Below are 16,400 nucleotides of genomic sequence, written 5' to 3'. Positions count from 1 at the left end.
GCTTTATGACAATTTCGTGAAGATTGTGATAATGTAACTTTTTATCGTTTCTTTGCTTTATAATGCCATTTTATTTGTATGATAAACTTGGGTTTAGCTTGGAGTTAGTATGGTTTCACGTCGAGATTTTTTAGTAGGGGCGGGCACGTTAGCCTTTTTAGGATTATCAAAAAGTGCCATAGGAAAGGTGTCATTAGGTGATTTAAAAACAACGGCTGTCGGCTTTGGCCCGTTAATTCCCGATCCAGATAAGTTGCTCGATTTACCTGAGGGCTTCAGTTATCAAGTCGTTTCAAGTTTAGGTGAGAAAATGTCTGATGGCTTTACGGTACCTGATAAAGCCGATGGCATGGGCTGCCTTGCACTTGGTAATGACCGTGTTGCATTAGTGCGAAACCATGAGCTAAAACCAAAAGATTTAACGAAAGCTGAAGCAAGTATTGCTAACCATAAAACGCCCCTGGCTTTTGATACTAACAGTGACGGGGTGGCGTTACCCGGTGGCACAAGTCATATCATTTATAACCTAAAAACCCATCAAAAAGAGCAAGAGTACTTGTCATTGGTCGGCACTATTCGTAACTGTTCTGGCGGTATCACGCCATGGGGCACCTGGCTTACGTGCGAAGAAACCACCGATACTAAAGCCGATGGATTTAACCAAGACCATGGTTATATTTTTGAAGTACCCGCAAGTAGCAAAGGCTTAATTAAACCTGAGCCGTTAAAAGCCATGGGTCGATTTAACCACGAAGCGGCTGCCGTTGATCCGCGCACAGGCATTGTTTATTTAACTGAAGACAAGGGTGATAGCGTCTTTTATCGCTTTATTCCAAAAGAGTATGGCAAGCTGCAAAAAGGCGGGCAACTACAGGCTATGGTGGTAAAAGGTCAGCCACAATTCGATAGCCGGAACTGGAACAATAAAGCCATGAGGCTACATCAAGAGCTTGAGGTTGAGTGGGTAAATCTAGATAACCCAGAAAGCCCAAAAGACGACTTACGATTACGTGGATACAAGCAAGGCGCGGCACTGTTTGCTCGCGGTGAAGGTATTCATTGGGGTGATAAAGAGCTTTATTTTTGCTGTACCAATGGTGGTAAAAAACAACTTGGTCAGGTTATGAAATATCAACCATCAGAATTTGAAGGCACCGATAAAGAAGCACAGCAACCCGGTAAAATCTCGTTGTTTGTAGAAAGTACCAGTAAAACCCTCTACAACTTTGGCGATAACTTAACCGTGTCACCTAATGGGCATTTAATTGTCTGTGAAGACCAATACACCGATGTGGTTGATAACCATCTTCGTGGTGTTACACCTCAAGGCCAAGTTTATAATTTTGCCCGTTTGGTTGCGCAAACTGAGCTGGCAGGTGCCTGTTTTTCACCGGATGGAAGTACCTTGTTTGTAAATGTTTACTCACCTTCTAAAACGCTAGCTATAACAGGCCCATGGCACCAGTTTAGTGTTTAATTCTGTAGGCACTCTTATATGAGTGCCTCAATTTACTGGAAGCTGTTAATATAGTTGGTCCGCATAGCCATGAATTCTAATTATTCTTACAGTTCACTTTATTAGCATGCTTGGCAATCCATTTAGTCATTTTTTTCATTAAAGCGGGTGGAAAATCATGGCCCATTCCGGGCACAACTTTTAACTTACTGCGCTTTATTAACAGAGCGGTGTTGATGCCCGCAGACAGTGGCATAACAGGATCAGCACTGCCGTGAATCACTAACGTTGGGGCTTTAATCTTCTTTAAAAGTTGCTCGCGATAGGGCGTTGCGGCAATGGCTGCAAGCTGACGTTTAAAGCCAGTTTGATTCGTGTGGGCACGCTCAATATAGCGCTCAGCATTGGCATATAAAGCGTGTTCATCTTGTGGGTAGGCCGGGCTGCCAATGAGTTGGTTCAGCCGAACATTGTAATCAATCGCAGCTTCTTTACTACTGCTGCGGGGGCGTATTTTAGCGAGCTTTACCAACAGGTTAATGTTTGAACCCGAAAACGATAACGGCGAGCTGCTCGACATAATTGAAGTTAAGCTCAGTACACGTTTTTTATACTTTGCCGCGGTAATTTGCGCAATCATGCCTCCCATCGAAGCCCCCACTAAGTGCGCTTTTTTGATAGCCAGTGCATCCATTAATTCTTTTACATCGCGAGCCATGTCATCGAGCGAATAGGGCAGCTTTGTGCGAATGGGTAATCGGCGGCTAAGCCAATGCTTTACAAGACTCGGCTTGCCTAATTCATCTAATGATGAAGATAGCCCTGCATCACGATTATCAAAACGAATAACCCTAAAGCCTTTTTCGACCAAGCCAAAATAAAGCGACTCTGGCCAAACGGTAAATTGAGCACCTAAGCCAATAATTAAAATGATCACCGGCGCATTTTTATCGCCTTCATCTTGATAACTAATACTGATACCACTGGCTGTAAGGATATGTTCCATAGACTGACAAATAAGCTTACGCAGGTATCATCAGCTTAGTGTGTGAAGTTGGCAGTTTAGTGACAGAAAGAAGAATAGACAGCATATGGCTACATGCTGTCTATTGTCAGGGAGTTTTATTAGAAGTAAGCGGTAACGCCAATCCAGAAGTTACGGCCTTTATCCTTAACGTTGTAGTCGTCTGTGAATGTAACTTCGCTAACTACACCGCGGCCTGTTAGGTATTCATACTCACCATCGCCATTTAGGTCGGTATAGCTAGTGCTATACGAGGTGAAATCTTCGTCTAATAGGTTGTTTACGCGGGCATTGATTTGCACGTACTCATTTACATAAAACTGCGCACCTAAATTAAGTAGGTTGTAATTTTTGTAGTACAGCGCTTTGTCGTGCACGTTATCCCAGCCGCGGTAACGGTCTGAACGATATACACCTTGTAGGTATAGGTTTATAAAGTCAGTCGCTTTCCAGTTTAAGGTAAGGTTTGCCATGTGCTCAGCTGAGTTCGTTAATGGCTGACCTTGTTCTGGGCCACTCTTTTGTTCGCTATCAGTCCAGGTGTAGTTACCGTTAATCGATACTGTTTTGGTGATAGTATATTGTCCTGCAATTTCAACACCTTGTAGATCTACTTCGTCGATATTGATTTTTTGGCTGTAGCTATCGTAGCCAAGCTGATCGTACTGACCTAAGTTCACACAAGGGCGCACATCGTTAGTTTGTTCACAGCTTAAAATAGTGTCGCCGCGGGCAATTTTGTCTTCAAACTTGGTGTTGTAGTAAGTCACATTAATGTTGTGATCGCCATCAAGCGAAGTCCAGTAAAGGGCGATTTCTGAGTTCACACTGGTTTCTGGTTCTAAATCTGGGTTACCCGCAAATGGGCTTGTGCCCTGACCACCAAATCCGGTGATACCGTCGTAAAGATCAGTGGTTTGTGGTGTTTTATAACCTGTACTCACACCGCCTTTTAGGGTCCAAGTGTCAGAGAGGTTATATACACCGTAAACACGAGGTGATACTTGGCTACCAAATACATCATGATCATCGTAACGAGCGCCTAATGTGAAGGTAAAGTTGTCGGTTGCCATCCAGTTATCTTCGGCAAAGATTGAGTACATGTTTTGCTCTTGTACTTTACCTGCTTGGTCACTTTCAAGACCAAATACACCGTCTTTTAACTCGCCATCAATTAACTGACCACCAATTGCTAGATTATGGCTACCAAAGCTGCCTGTGATAGGAATATCAAAGCGTAAGTCATAGGTATACTGGCTGCTTTCTAGTGGGCGAGCAGGGCGCGGTAGGAAAGTTTCTTCAGCTAAGTCTTTACGTGCTTGCTCGTCCATTCCTTCGTATTCGCCAGTACCATCGTACATCGCTTGCAGCTTCAATCGCTCGCTTACACTTAGCGGTAAAGTACGGCCATTATTTTGTGTATCAACATAAGAAACCGAGGCCTTCACCGTTGCCCAGTCGAGCTCGCCATCGTAGCTGATTGACCACCATTCACGATCAAACTCTTGGTCTGCTGCATAACCTGCACGCGGGTTTACTTGGCCGCGGCGGTCTTGCCAAATTGATTCAATATTATCTTTAGTGCCAAGAGGGTAAGTAATGGTGCCTGATTCAATGTCGTAGCTTGGCGTGTTGTCGTAAACTTGGCTTGAGTTATCATAATCAAAACGTAAATGATGAGACTCAAACGGGGTATAAGTTAACGTAAAGCCATACTGCTCGTTGGTGTTATCAACGGTACGACCACCACTCCCAAAGCCTAATGAACGAACATGTACAACACCATTAGGATCGGTTGCTGGCTCAAATGTTGGCGATGATGCTTGTTGCTCGTAAACACTGCCGCGTACACCTAAACTTAAAACGTCTTTGATAAGCGGGCCCATCACACTAAAGTCAGTGGTAATGTCATCACCAAAATCATCGTTTTGTTGTAATGAACGGCTAAATGAAACAGCACCGCTCCAGCTATCAGTGTGCTTTTTAGTGATGATATTGATTACACCACCCAGTGCATCTGCACCATAAAGCGTTGATGCAGGGCCGCGAATAACTTCAACACGCTCAATGGCATCAACTGGTGGTACGTGGTTAAACGCGTTGCCACCAAAATTGTTTGGATAAATATCGCCGTGGTTATTTTGGCGTTTACCATCAATGAGTAACAGGGTGTATTCACCTGTTAAACCACGCATACTCACACTGCCTTGGCCGGTTTTATCACGAGTTGTACCAATGTCGATACCTTCTAAATACTGAACAGCATCAAGCACTGAGGTGAAGGAATGAGACTTAATATCTTCATTGGTGATAATTGAAATACTTGCAGGTGCTTCGGTAACTTTTTGCTCAAAGCCTGTTGCAGTAATCACTAAACGTTCCATATCTTGTTTAGGCTTAGCGTCATCAGCAAAGGCTGAAAAATGTGTTGCTATGGCAAGTGCCAGTAAGCTTGGTTTTATTGATTTCATTGTAGGTTTCCAGTTCTTTATGTTGATTTTCCTTTTGAGGAACGGTGCGTATAGTACAGAAATTAAAAATACAATCAATAATTATTCGTATTTAGGTTTTTGGGTTTTAACTCATTAAATAATATTTTTAGTTGAGTTGTTTTGGTTCTTAGCTAATTAATGCGGTGTTACAAATGAGCTGTAGATTAAATACTCTTAGCAGAGGTTATTGAGGTATATTGTTTTAACCATCACAATTAAAATTTTAGTAATGAATTCAGATATCTCTTTAGCGCGCTTTAAGCAATTTCCTGTGCTTATGTGGATCTTCTTATTTGGCTCGTTTATTACCCGTGGCAGTTATTACATGGTGTGGCCATTTCTTGCGGTGATCTTGTACGAAAAGTTTGCGTTATCGGCGACAGAAGTCGGTTTGGTACTTACCAGTGCTGCCGTGATTTCGGTGTTCACCAGTTTTATTGGTAGCAGCCTATCAGATAAAGTGGGCCGGCATACGCTGATGTACATTACTGGCGTGCTGTATATCATTTCTTTCTCGTTGTTAGCTGAGGTAGAAACGGTAGCAGGGTATGTGATTGTGATGACCTTATGCTCGATAGCAACCGCACTTTGGCGACCATTAACCAGCGCGGCGATTGGCGATATTATTGATGATGCACAAACTCGCGAGCTGGCCATGCAGTCGCTGTATTTTATTGTAAATGTGGGCTGTGCGGTGGGGCCATTAGCTGGAGTATGGCTAGGTTTAACAGGTGAGCAGTCGAGCTTTTATATTACCGCAGCAGCATTTGCTATTTTATTGGTGCTACTTGTTTGGGGCTTTAATTTTAGTGATAAAGCTGCAAAAAATACTGCCGCAATTGACGAGCCCGAAGAGAAAAAGCCAGCTGTACAGGGCAAGCAAATCTTACGTATTTTATTTGCCGATAAACTGCTGCAATGTTTAATTTTAGCCAATATTTTGTGCATGTTTATTTATGCGCAAATGGATAGTTCACTCATACAATACCTCACTCGTGCAGAGGCACCCGACCTACTTGCATTGATTTCTGCGCTGATATTTACCAATGCGTTAGTGATCATTTCAAGCCAATTTTTGCTGTTAAAAATGATGGCACGATTTAACTTAACGGTGCGAATTCAAATTGGTTTAGTGCTATTAATGGTGTCGCAGTTTTGGCTAGCACTTAATCCGATCGATTTATTTTGGGGCTGGATTGGTGCAATAGTGGTGATGAGTTTGGCCGAAACCATTTTATTTCCGACGATGAACGTGCACCTCGATAGGCTCGCGCCATCTCATCTTCGTGGTGCGTACTTTGGTGCGGCTTCGTTTTATGATTTAGGGTTTGCTTTAGCACCACTCGGTGGTGGTTTAATTTTAGATTATTACAACGGCCCAACGTTATTTTTCGCAGCGGGAGGCCTTTGCCTTGTGGTGATTTATTTATACGCCATACTCGAAAAGCTACCCAGACCAGATTTTGCAAACTCATTATCAAAGTAAATTTATAACGTGAAATTGCACAACAGCTGCTACCTTTATAACTCACACATTTAACGTTGAGGTGTAACATGGCTGTTTCTGCAATCCCAAAAGGTTTCCATGCGGTAACCCCGTATTTGGTTATTGAAGGTGCCACTAAGGCGATAGAGTTCTACAAACAAGCTTTTGCTGCTGAACTTGTAATGCAAATGCCTCTGCCTGATGGTGGAGTGGCGCATGCTGAAATAAAAATAGCCGACTCTCATATTATGCTTTCTGATAATTGCCCTGATGTGCAATTTAAGTCGCCGCAACAACTTGGCGGTACACCGGTGAGCATTATGCTGTATGTTGAAGATGTCGATGCTGTTTTTGCTAAAGCTTTGTCGCTTGGCGCGAAAGAGCTGCGCCCCGTGCATGACCAATTTTATGGCGACAGATCAGGGACTTTAGAAGACCCTTTTGGCCATATATGGACTATAGGCACACACAAAGAAGACCTCAGTGAGCAAGAGCTGATGCAGCGTATGAGCGAGCTTATGAGTAAAGAGCAAGATGCTTAAAAAGTTGTTTCAACCGACATTCCTATTTGCCATGAATCAACCTCTTGGTAACTGCCAAGTGGCGTACTAAAGTCGATATGGATAACATTATCGTTACTTGAGCGCGATGAATATAGGCGAATACCCACACCCGCACTGGTTAGCATTGAATCTGAAATATTCGCAGTTTCAGTGCTGCCAAATGCCTGCCCAACATCAACAAAGCCAACAAAGCCTACATCTACGAACTGATACAAATTAATATTAGGGTACATTCTTAGCTCAGCCGTTGCTTGTACGCTTGAAGTACCATGTTGGTAACTTTCTGGGAAGCCACGCATACCTTCTTCACCGCCAACAGCCAGTGGTTTGTCAGCAAATTCATGGTTTTGCCAATGACCATTTACATGCGCATAAAAAGCAAATGAGTCTGACCAGCGATAGTTCATTTGTGCTTTTGAATAAAGCGCTAAACGGTCATCAAGCTCAGTTCCGACATTGCCTTTTATTCCAGCGGCAAATCGATACAAGGCGTTATTGTTAAACCACGCTTTGGTAAGATTTGTATCAAATAAAAAGCCTTGGCCAAAATTTACGGTATCGATGGCAAACTTTGAATTTAGCTCCCAACCGAGGTTAACGTCTTCGTTGTGGTTTATTAGGTCAATATCGTGCAATACGGCGTAATTGTCTTCTAGCCAATGTAATCCGACCCAAGGCGCTGCAATGGTGTAATCGTTAAGGCCTGCAAGCAAAGGCTCTGTTTCAAAAGGGCGGTAGCTGACATCTTGGTAATCAATCCCAGCAAGCCAGTGGAAGGTTTGCTGGCTGTCTTGCGATAAAATTCCGCCGTAAGCAAACTGGGCGATTAATTCATCAGTAAAAAACTCTGAACGAGTTTGACCATTTTGATAGATATAACTTTTTTGCTTTTGAGATTGTGCAAAGTAGCGCATTAGTGCGTCACTACTGCGTTGATAAAAAGGCTGATGATAATCCACTAAAAAGACTTGCCCGTCATCGTAATCATCAGCTTGTAAAGTGAGAGTTGCATGAGGTTGCCAAGGCACTGGCATCTGCAGTACTGAGTGGTAGCCAGAGCGTTCATGATCTGATTTATACTTTAATGATGCGCGAATACCGTACCCTAAAAAGTTTTCTTCTTTAAAGCCTAAGCTGTACTTATTATTGCCGCTACTACGCCCAAAATTAATGGTTGGTAATAAACTCCAGGTATCCCACGTATCGATTTGCACCACGCGTGGCTCATCTTCAAGGCAGTCGTTTGTATAGCTAATTTTGGCATCTCTTAAGTATTTTTTGCCGCGTAGGATGCGCTCTGCTTCTTGTAGCTGACGCTCACTGACTTGGTCGCCTTCTTTAAAGGTTATCTGTTCGCTGATTACGTTTTTCTTGGTATCAATATGTAACCAATTGATAAAGCGATGCAGTGCAGTCGTTTCAGGATCATTGGTGTCAAAAATCGTGTGTGTATCAATGTTGAGTTTATCAACGAAGATGTCTTTATCTTCACTCAACTCAGTTGTAGGTTTGCTTTTTACTTCACAAACAACATCTAAGCTTAAAGGTTCTTTTGCATAAACTGTCCCTGTAGCAGTGCATGAAAATAATAAAACGGAGGTTATTTTATTCATCTTTGTTATGCCTACTAAATACCAAGAAGACGCAGCGTGTTTGGCTTTATCAACCTTAAATTCTTTACAGTTATCAGCATAAAATCGCTAACTTAAGAAAAACTTAACTAAAACTTAAACTTGATTGAAGATTGTAAGGTTATGATTAATAAGGGATATGATAATCAACTAAGGCGAAATTAATCGTGAAATAGCTGGCTTACGTATGATTTCTTAAGGTTTCTAATAGAGTAAGTAATGAAAAAGCGTGTTTTATATTGGCTGCAAAATGATTTACGCCTAGTCGACAATGAAATTCTATCTGAGTTAGCTGATTTTGATGGTGAGCTTGATTTAGTGTTTGTGATTGAACCACGCTGGTTTCGGCAAACTAACTATCAGTCGAAATCGTTTGGTACGCATAAATTCAACTTTTTACGTGAGAGTCTCGCGGCATTTGCACAAGCAGTTGAGAAGCTTGGGCAAACACTGCATGTGATCACTGGAGAGCCTGAGCAAGTAATTAGTCAGCGATTGCAAAAATATGAAATTGAAACATTGGTTTGTACTGAGCAGGTTGGTGTTTACGAGCAAAAGCAGCTCAATAAAATCAAAGCATTATGCCCACATGTGACGGTGAAAACCTATCAGCAAGATACCTTGTTCAAGGCAAGTGACTTGCCTTTTCAACTTGATAACCTACCAAAAAACTTTACTGCTTTTCGTAAAAAGGTAGAAGCTGAGCCAACCTTTATAGCAGCGCCTTTGCCAGCGGTCGGCCACTTACCTCATCCTGTACAACTATGCCCTGACAACCCTATTGATGATGTTCCTGCTCACTCAGGCAGTTTTAAAGGTGGTTTAATTGCAGCTCAGCAGCATTGCAATGCATACTTTTCGTCTAAAGCGCCAAGCAGTTATAAAGAAACACGTAACGAGTTAGATGGTTTTAGTAACAGTACCAAGTTTAGTGTATGGCTCGCTGGTGGCACAATTAGCGCAAAACAGCTGTACAGAGAGGTTGAAGTATATGAGCTTAAAAACGGGGCGAATGAGTCTAGTTATTGGATAAAATTCGAATTACTGTGGCGCGAATACTTTAAGTGGCATGCGGTACAGGCTGGTGTAAAACTTTTCCATTTTAAAGGGCAAAAGCAAAGCGCGCCTTTGACTACCTTTAATAGTCAGCGTTTTGAGGCGTGGTGCCAAGGCCGCACGCCGTTTGCTTTGGTGAACGCAATAATGCATGAGCTTAATGCGACAGGCTATATTTCTAATCGCTCGCGCCAAATTGCGGCAAGTTGTTTGGTCAACGAACTTGAGCTTGATTGGCGCTATGGTGCGGCTTATTTCGAGCAACAGCTCATTGATTATGATGTAGCAGCTAATTGGGGGAATTGGCAATACATTGCGGGTGTCGGTGTTGACCCCAGAGGAGGGCGGCACTTTCATATTAATAAGCAAACAGCGCTGTATGATCCTTTGGCTCGTTTCATTCGCAAATGGCAAGGTGATGTTACAGTCTCTGAGCTTATTGATGTTGTCGATGCAGCTGATTGGCCAATAGCCACTTAGCTGTTGTAGATCAATATACTTGCCTACTCTGTTAGAGGTTTTATTGTTTGTTAACTAATATAAATATAGAGGCTTGATTGGTGCCATTGGGTTAGCGAGCAAGGAAAACTATGATATTTAGTGAAGGCTATGAGACGGTCAAATCTAAGCTAGGTTTAGATGTGGCTCAATTAATTCTTGATGGCAGTGATGCAGGCATTTGGCTTTGGAATATACAAACCGGCGAAACAATTTTTAATGATAAGTGGGCTAAAATCGTTGGCTTCACCTTAGACGAATTAAAGCCTGTATCGATAGAAACATGGATGAATTTAGCCCACCCAGATGATTTAGAAAATTCAGAAAAGCTTCTTAATGCTCACTTTCGTGGTGAGTCTGAGCGTTATATTTGTGATGTTCGTATGAAGCATAAAAAAGGGCACTGGGTAAAGGTGCTTGATAAAGGTAAGGTGCAAAGCTGGGATGAAGCAGGTAATCCTGAATGGATGCTAGGGGTTCACATTGATATTACAGAACAATGGCTCAAAGAACGTGAAATAGAGTTTTTGCACGCTAAGCTACAAACCTTTACTGACAATCTTCCCGGGTTTGTTTATCAATTTGTAATTGATGAGCAAGGCCATGCATCATTTCCTTTTGCAACAACTAAGGTGGTTGATATTTATGGGTGTACACCTGAAGAAATAAAACAATCAGCCAGTATCTTAACAGACACAGTTCATCCAGATGATTATGAACGTATTTACAAAAGTGTTGTGCGGTCACGCGTTAGTCTAGACGATTGGCATGAGGTTTTTCGGGTTAATCATCCAACCAAGGGATTAATATGGGTTGAAGGCAAGTCTTCACCTGTAGCACATAAAGATGGAAGTGTTGAGTGGAATGGGTACTTAGAAGATGTTAGCGAAGAAATTAAAAATAACGAGCAAATAAAACTACTTACAGCTGTTTTTTCGACAACCAGTAGAGGCATCATAATCACCACCTCAGAACCTAAAATTGTTGATGTAAACCCTGCTTTTGAACAGATAACGGGTTTTAAAAAATCTGAAGTTTTAGGAAAAAACCCTGCCATTTTATCTTCAAGCCGTCATCCTTGTGAGTTTTTCAAATCTATGTGGCAGACATTACTTGCTGATGGCTCTTGGCAAGGAGAAGTGTGGAATAAACGTAAATCAGGCGAGGTATTTCCTGAGTTATTATCGATTGATGCTTTATATGATGACAGCGGCAATGTAAGTCATTACATTGGCGCATTTGATGATATTTCACAAGAGGTGGCAAACAGACAATTATTAAGTGAATTAGTCAATCAAGACCCATTAACTAAATTACTAAACCGACGTGGCTTAGATATTCAATTGAATGCATTCTCAATGCAAGCGCCCGTCGAGCATAATCACTTTTCGTTAATCTATATAGACCTCGATAACTTCAAACTTGTTAATGATACTTTTGGCCATGAAAAGGGCGATAATTTACTGTTAGATATCAGTGAGCAACTTTCATTACAGTTAAGAGATAATGATGTGTTGGCGCGTATTGGCGGGGACGAATTTGTTATTCTACTGCCGACCTTAGCAAAACGCTTTGTTTGTCAGGATATTGCCGAGCGCTGTCAAAAAGCGGTTGAAGCAGTTGCCAAGCGTTACGCAACATTGTTACCCGTTAGTGCAAGTTTTGGTATTGCGATGTTTCCAGAGGATGGTAAAAATGCCAAACAGTTGCTCGCCTCAGCTGACGAGCAAATGTATAAGATGAAGCTTAAACATAAAGCATCACCACTCGGTTGATATTTCGACGCTAGGTAGTTTATTTAAAAGCGGTAGTAAGGCGCGCTCTTTGCGTAAATCTTTGCGTTCGTTTTCTAAATCTTTGCGTTCTCGATAAAGCTCTTTTTGCTGGCCATTATCAAGCTGGTTGCTGTTAAGCTCTGCGCGAATATCTTTTAAGCGACGGTCAATGTCGTCAATTCGCTCATCAATGTATATCAGTCTTTGCTGTACTTCGTACCTATCATTACCTTCTTGCCATGCTTTACGAAAAGCAGTGCTGTTACAAACGCCATTGTAAGATGCGCCTTGCATGCCAAGGGTAAAGCCATTTTCGGGCTCACAATATACCGCCAGACCCTGATCATATCCCACTTTATATTCAGCAATATTGGCACTTACGCCATATTCGCTGCATTGTGATAAGGCATCTATGCCATCACGATACTCAGTGCCATCTGCACCATGCTTATAACCAATACCATGCCAATTGGCTTGTAAACATTCATCTTTACTTACCGAGGTACAGCCTGCTAATACGGTTAAAGGAAGCAGGGCAAGGATCCATTTTCTCATTGAAATTTCAGCTTGAACTATTAATAACTTACTTGATTCTAGCCTGAAATATTATTTTTTAGAAAGTTGTTTTTGTATTTCATAACAATGCCCTCACACGATTAAGTATTATTGCCGATTAGTATCTATCACCACTGACAGAACCGCTGGGCGATGCGAATATTTGGCTGTGCATTTTTTAAATGTACTAATTGCAATATACATAACGCGGTAAAGTGACTGCGTTTTATAAGCTGATGACGGTCAAAGCGCATGATCTCGTACCATAGCTTAAACAGCTCACCAAAACGCATCAGGTTGTTATTGTTAAATTGCCACTGCGACTGGTAGTTTACTTTGATTGGGCAGGGCATATGGCCCGGATAGGCTTGACATGGTGCAAGCATGGCACGCGGATAACTGGTTTTCAGCCAGCGCTGATAAAAACGGTGCTTACGAACATATTCAACAGAGACTGCTAAAGGATATTGCAGCACTTTCCACGAATAAAACGGATGAAAGAACTCCATTTTAAACTCGCATACTTGCTCGTTTGGAATGCTCAAATGATGGTGCTGATCATTGAGTAGCAAAAACAATTGGAATGCTTTTTCGAGTGGCAATTCAGCCAAGGGTTTAAAACTAAGTTTTAGATTATCAATTAGTTTTTGTTGCAGCATAGATGCATTATGAACCACTGACTTTGGCAAATAAGCGTACTGCTGATCTAAATAAGCTTGAATGAGTTTATCAAGATTGTTTTCTTTTGCCGCAGCATAAATAGCGTCGCCATAAAACACCGCACCTAAGCCAACACTGCCGCCATTACCAGACCAACTAATTTGTGGTCTTGAAACGGTTTTATATTCATTGTGATGTGCTTTGCGCCAGTATTTGCCAAGGCGCTGCTCAACGGAGAGCTTTTGCGTGTCACGTACTTGCACTACTTCAAGTTTAAGAGCATTTTGCGAAGCATATTGTTTTGCGCAGTAGAGATCTTGGCTATCTGATTGCGAAAAATTAAACGACTTAAGCTCAACACCTTGGCGTAATAGCTCGCAGTTAATTAACCGTGAATCTAAGCCGCCCGACAGGGTGCTGAGCAATTTTCTATCGGTGTGCATCGCTTTTGTGACAACACTGCGAAATGCCTGAGTAACGCCTTCAATTGCATCGGTCACCTCTCGGTTTTGTTTGGCAAGGGCGACCCAATCAAAGTAACGTTGCTTTACCACGCCGTGGCTGGCATCAAAACGTAATATTTCGCCTGGATATGAGCATTTAATGTTTTTATAAGGCGTGTGATCTAAAAGCGGGTAGCCAAGTACCGCAAGCTCTGTGAGTGCTTCGGCATCGCTTTCAAGCTCAATACTCAGTTGTTTAAATATCCCCAAGTTGGTTGAAAACAGTAAGCCTTGCGCCGTTTTTAAGGTGTAAAATGGTTTTAAGCCAAGTGGGTCGGTGGCAAGTACTAAGCTGCCTAATTGGCTATTAAACTGGCAAAAGCTAAATACCCCTTCACATTGCTGTAAGCAGGTGTTGAGCGAAGCTGTATTGGCCATGGCCTTTAAATCATCACTACGGGAGCTACTGAGTAAGGGATGACCAATCAGCGTTGCAATTTGCGACTCAGTTTGCAACCAACTCGCTTGTTGGTATGCATCAAAATCATATTGAAAAATAGCTCCATTATCACAATCAAAGCGCTGAACATCTGCTTTTTTATAGCGATTAAACACATCAGCTAGTTGATTAATATAATGAAATTCTGTTTTGCCTAATTCATTGAATTGGATATAACCTGCGATAACAGCCATGTTAACCACCTTTTCGTTTGCTAATTTACTAGTAAAATTGCAAGCCATAGGCCAAAACGAATAAAGGCCTTAAACAAGGCCTTTGGGTAACATTACAAAATTACAAACGCAGATCAGCGATTGTTAAGTTGTTGGTTGATCTCATCAAAAATACTTGCATCATCAATGGTAGATGGAATTTGTAGTTCTTCTCCATCGACCAATTGACGTAAGTTCTTTCTGAGTATTTTCCCTGAGCGGGTTTTTGGGAGGCGCTCAACATGCAAAATGTTTTTTAAGCAGGCAATGGCGCCAATTTGATTTCTTACCGAGTGAACTAATTGTTGCTCGACTTCTTTGCTATCGCCAAGGTAATCATCTTTGAGCACAATCATTGCCATGGGTAGTTGCCCTTTGAGTGCATCATTAACCCCAAATACTGCGCATTCAGCAACAGCAGGGTGGGCTGCTACAATCTCTTCCATTTCACCGGTTGATAAGCGATGACCTGCAACGTTAATCACATCGTCGGTACGACCCATAATAAATAGATACCCATCGTCATCAATATAGCCGCCATCACCAGAGAGGTAATAACCCGGGTATTCACTTAAATAGCCCGCTTGAAAGCGTTCATTGTTTTGCCAAATTGTAGGTAAACAGCCCGGTGGTAAGGGAAGCTTTATAACTACAGCGCCGCTTTCGTTTGCTGCACACTGTTCACCGTTCATATCAAGAATTTGTACATCAAAGCCCGGTGTCGGTACCGTAGAGCTGCCCGGTTTAGTGGCAAGTTGTTCAATACCAATTGGGTTACACGCAATTGCCCAACCTGTTTCTGTTTGCCACCAGTGGTCGAGTACGGGCAAGCCCGTTTTGTCTTTTAGCCACTCATAAGTGGGTGGATCGAGGCGCTCGCCGGCCAAAAATAAACGCTTTAAACTTGAGGTGTTGTATTGTTTAAAGCCCTCAGCGTTAGGGTCTTCTTTTTTAATTGCGCGAAACGCAGTTGGAGCACTAAATAAAGCAGTGACTTTATAATCTTCGACAACACGCCAAAACGCACTGGCATCAGGGGTTCTAATTGGTTTGCCTTCATAAAGTACGGTGGCACAGCGATAAATGAGCGGCGCATATACAATGTACGAGTGACCAACTACCCAGCCAATATCAGAAGCTGCCCAAAATACCTCACCGGGTTTCATGCCATACACGGTTTCCATGCTGTAATGCATTGCAACTGCGTGCCCCCCGTTTTCTCGAACCACCCCTTTAGGAGTTCCTGTAGTGCCTGATGTGTAAAGAATATAAAGTGGGTCATCACCTGCAACAGGTACTGCAGCGACTGCACTTGCTGCATCAGAGGCTGATTGCCAATCGATGTCTCGGCCATCTTGCATCTCGGCGATGGCTTGTTCACGCTGAAATACAATACAGTGTTCAACAGCATGCTTGGCATTGTCGAGTGCTTCATCAAGCAGTGGTTTATATTCAATCACATGATTGATTTCCACCCCGCAAGACGCAGTAAGCACAAGCTTAGGCTTTGCATCATCAATACGCACCGCGAGTTCGTGCGGTGCAAAACCACCAAATACAACGGAGTGAATGGCACCGAGGCGCGCACATGCCAGCATACCAATAACCGCTTGTGGGATCATTGGCATATAAATGACTACGCGGTCACCTTTGCTTACGCCAAGGGATTGCATGAGCCCTGCAAATTTAGCTACCTGAATTTGTAACTCGCCATAAGTGTATTGTTGTTTAGTATTGGTAACAGGGGAGTCGTAAATCAGTGCAGTTTGGTCGCCATAGCCTGCCTCGACATGTTGGTCGAGGGCTAGGTAACAAGTGTTTAGCTGACCATCGGCAAACCAATGGTAAAAATCATTATCGTCATATTGATAAGGAGCACTTGGCTCTTTAAACCAAGGAATTCGTTTACTTTGCTCAAGCCAAAACTGACCCGGATCGCGCTGGAACTGTTGATATTGTTGTTGATATTCGCCCGCCATTGTGAGGCTCCTATACTTTTTAGTGAGAGATTTGTACAACGTACTAAAAAATATAGGGCGGTTTTTGATTA

At 42.4% G+C, this 16,400-nt stretch carries 11 protein-coding genes; 5 read left to right on the top strand and 6 right to left on the bottom strand.

Annotation, left to right across the window (positions count from 1 at the left end; all coding sequences use genetic code 11):
- The first annotated feature begins 109 nt into the window (after nt 1-109).
- Entirely contained in the window at nt 110-1,477 is a 1,368-nt protein-coding gene (locus NH454_RS08750) for an alkaline phosphatase PhoX (protein ID WP_253038773.1), read from the top strand.
- A gap of 76 nt (nt 1,478-1,553) precedes the next feature.
- On the opposite strand, the gene NH454_RS08745 is transcribed toward NH454_RS08750, so the two are convergent.
- Together NH454_RS08745 and NH454_RS08740 are read right to left on the bottom strand one after the other, a co-directional pair.
- Nucleotides 1,554-2,462, bottom strand: coding sequence for an alpha/beta hydrolase (locus NH454_RS08745; protein ID WP_253038772.1), 909 nt, complete (start codon nt 2,460-2,462; stop codon nt 1,554-1,556).
- Nucleotides 2,463-2,581: 119 nt separating this feature from the next.
- Nucleotides 2,582-4,951, bottom strand: a complete 2,370-nt coding sequence (locus tag NH454_RS08740; protein ID WP_253038771.1) for a TonB-dependent receptor — start codon at nt 4,949-4,951, stop codon at nt 2,582-2,584.
- A gap of 250 nt (nt 4,952-5,201) precedes the next feature.
- Between NH454_RS08740 and NH454_RS08735 the strand changes: the two genes are divergently transcribed.
- Both NH454_RS08735 and NH454_RS08730 read left to right on the top strand, forming a co-directional pair.
- Nucleotides 5,202-6,458, top strand: coding sequence for an MFS transporter (locus tag NH454_RS08735; RefSeq protein WP_253038769.1), 1,257 nt, complete (start codon nt 5,202-5,204; stop codon nt 6,456-6,458).
- Between the two features lie 68 nt (nt 6,459-6,526).
- Nucleotides 6,527-7,000 carry a VOC family protein gene (locus NH454_RS08730; RefSeq protein ID WP_138624797.1) on the top strand — a complete coding sequence of 158 codons (474 nt, stop codon included), beginning with the start codon at nt 6,527-6,529 and terminating at the stop codon, nt 6,998-7,000.
- Here NH454_RS08730 and NH454_RS08725 read toward each other — a convergent pair.
- Entirely contained in the window at nt 6,997-8,634 is a 1,638-nt protein-coding gene (locus NH454_RS08725; RefSeq protein WP_253038767.1) for a hypothetical protein, read from the bottom strand. The genes NH454_RS08730 and NH454_RS08725 overlap by 4 nt on opposite strands.
- Nucleotides 8,635-8,871: 237 nt before the next feature.
- Here NH454_RS08725 and NH454_RS08720 point away from each other — a divergent pair, with 237 nt between their 5' ends.
- Nucleotides 8,872-10,188 carry a DASH family cryptochrome gene (locus tag NH454_RS08720; protein WP_253038765.1) on the top strand — a complete coding sequence of 439 codons (1,317 nt, stop codon included), beginning with the start codon at nt 8,872-8,874 and terminating at the stop codon, nt 10,186-10,188.
- A 110-nt stretch (nt 10,189-10,298) separates the two neighbouring features.
- Complete coding sequence (locus NH454_RS08715; RefSeq protein WP_253038763.1) at nt 10,299-11,981, top strand: sensor domain-containing diguanylate cyclase; 1,683 nt, start codon at nt 10,299-10,301, stop codon at nt 11,979-11,981.
- Here the strand turns inward: NH454_RS08715 and NH454_RS08710 are convergent.
- From NH454_RS08710 to NH454_RS08700, 3 genes are all read right to left on the bottom strand, one after another.
- Entirely contained in the window at nt 11,967-12,536 is a 570-nt protein-coding gene (locus tag NH454_RS08710; RefSeq protein ID WP_135925740.1) for a DUF2799 domain-containing protein, read from the bottom strand. The two genes, NH454_RS08715 and NH454_RS08710, sit on opposite strands and share 15 nt — an antisense overlap.
- 128 nt (nt 12,537-12,664) lie before the next feature.
- Entirely contained in the window at nt 12,665-14,332 is a 1,668-nt protein-coding gene (locus NH454_RS08705) for an asparagine synthase-related protein (RefSeq protein ID WP_253038757.1), read from the bottom strand.
- Nucleotides 14,333-14,445: 113 nt separating this feature from the next.
- Entirely contained in the window at nt 14,446-16,329 is a 1,884-nt protein-coding gene (locus NH454_RS08700; protein ID WP_253038756.1) for an acetate--CoA ligase, read from the bottom strand.
- Nucleotides 16,330-16,400: the final 71 nt, after the last annotated feature.

The organism is Pseudoalteromonas sp. Ps84H-4 (genome assembly GCF_024124645.1).
Lineage (GTDB): Bacteria > Pseudomonadota > Gammaproteobacteria > Enterobacterales > Alteromonadaceae > Pseudoalteromonas > Pseudoalteromonas lipolytica_C.
The sequence above is the reverse complement of the archived record's forward strand: the minus strand, read 5'-3'. Positions and strand labels throughout refer to the sequence as shown.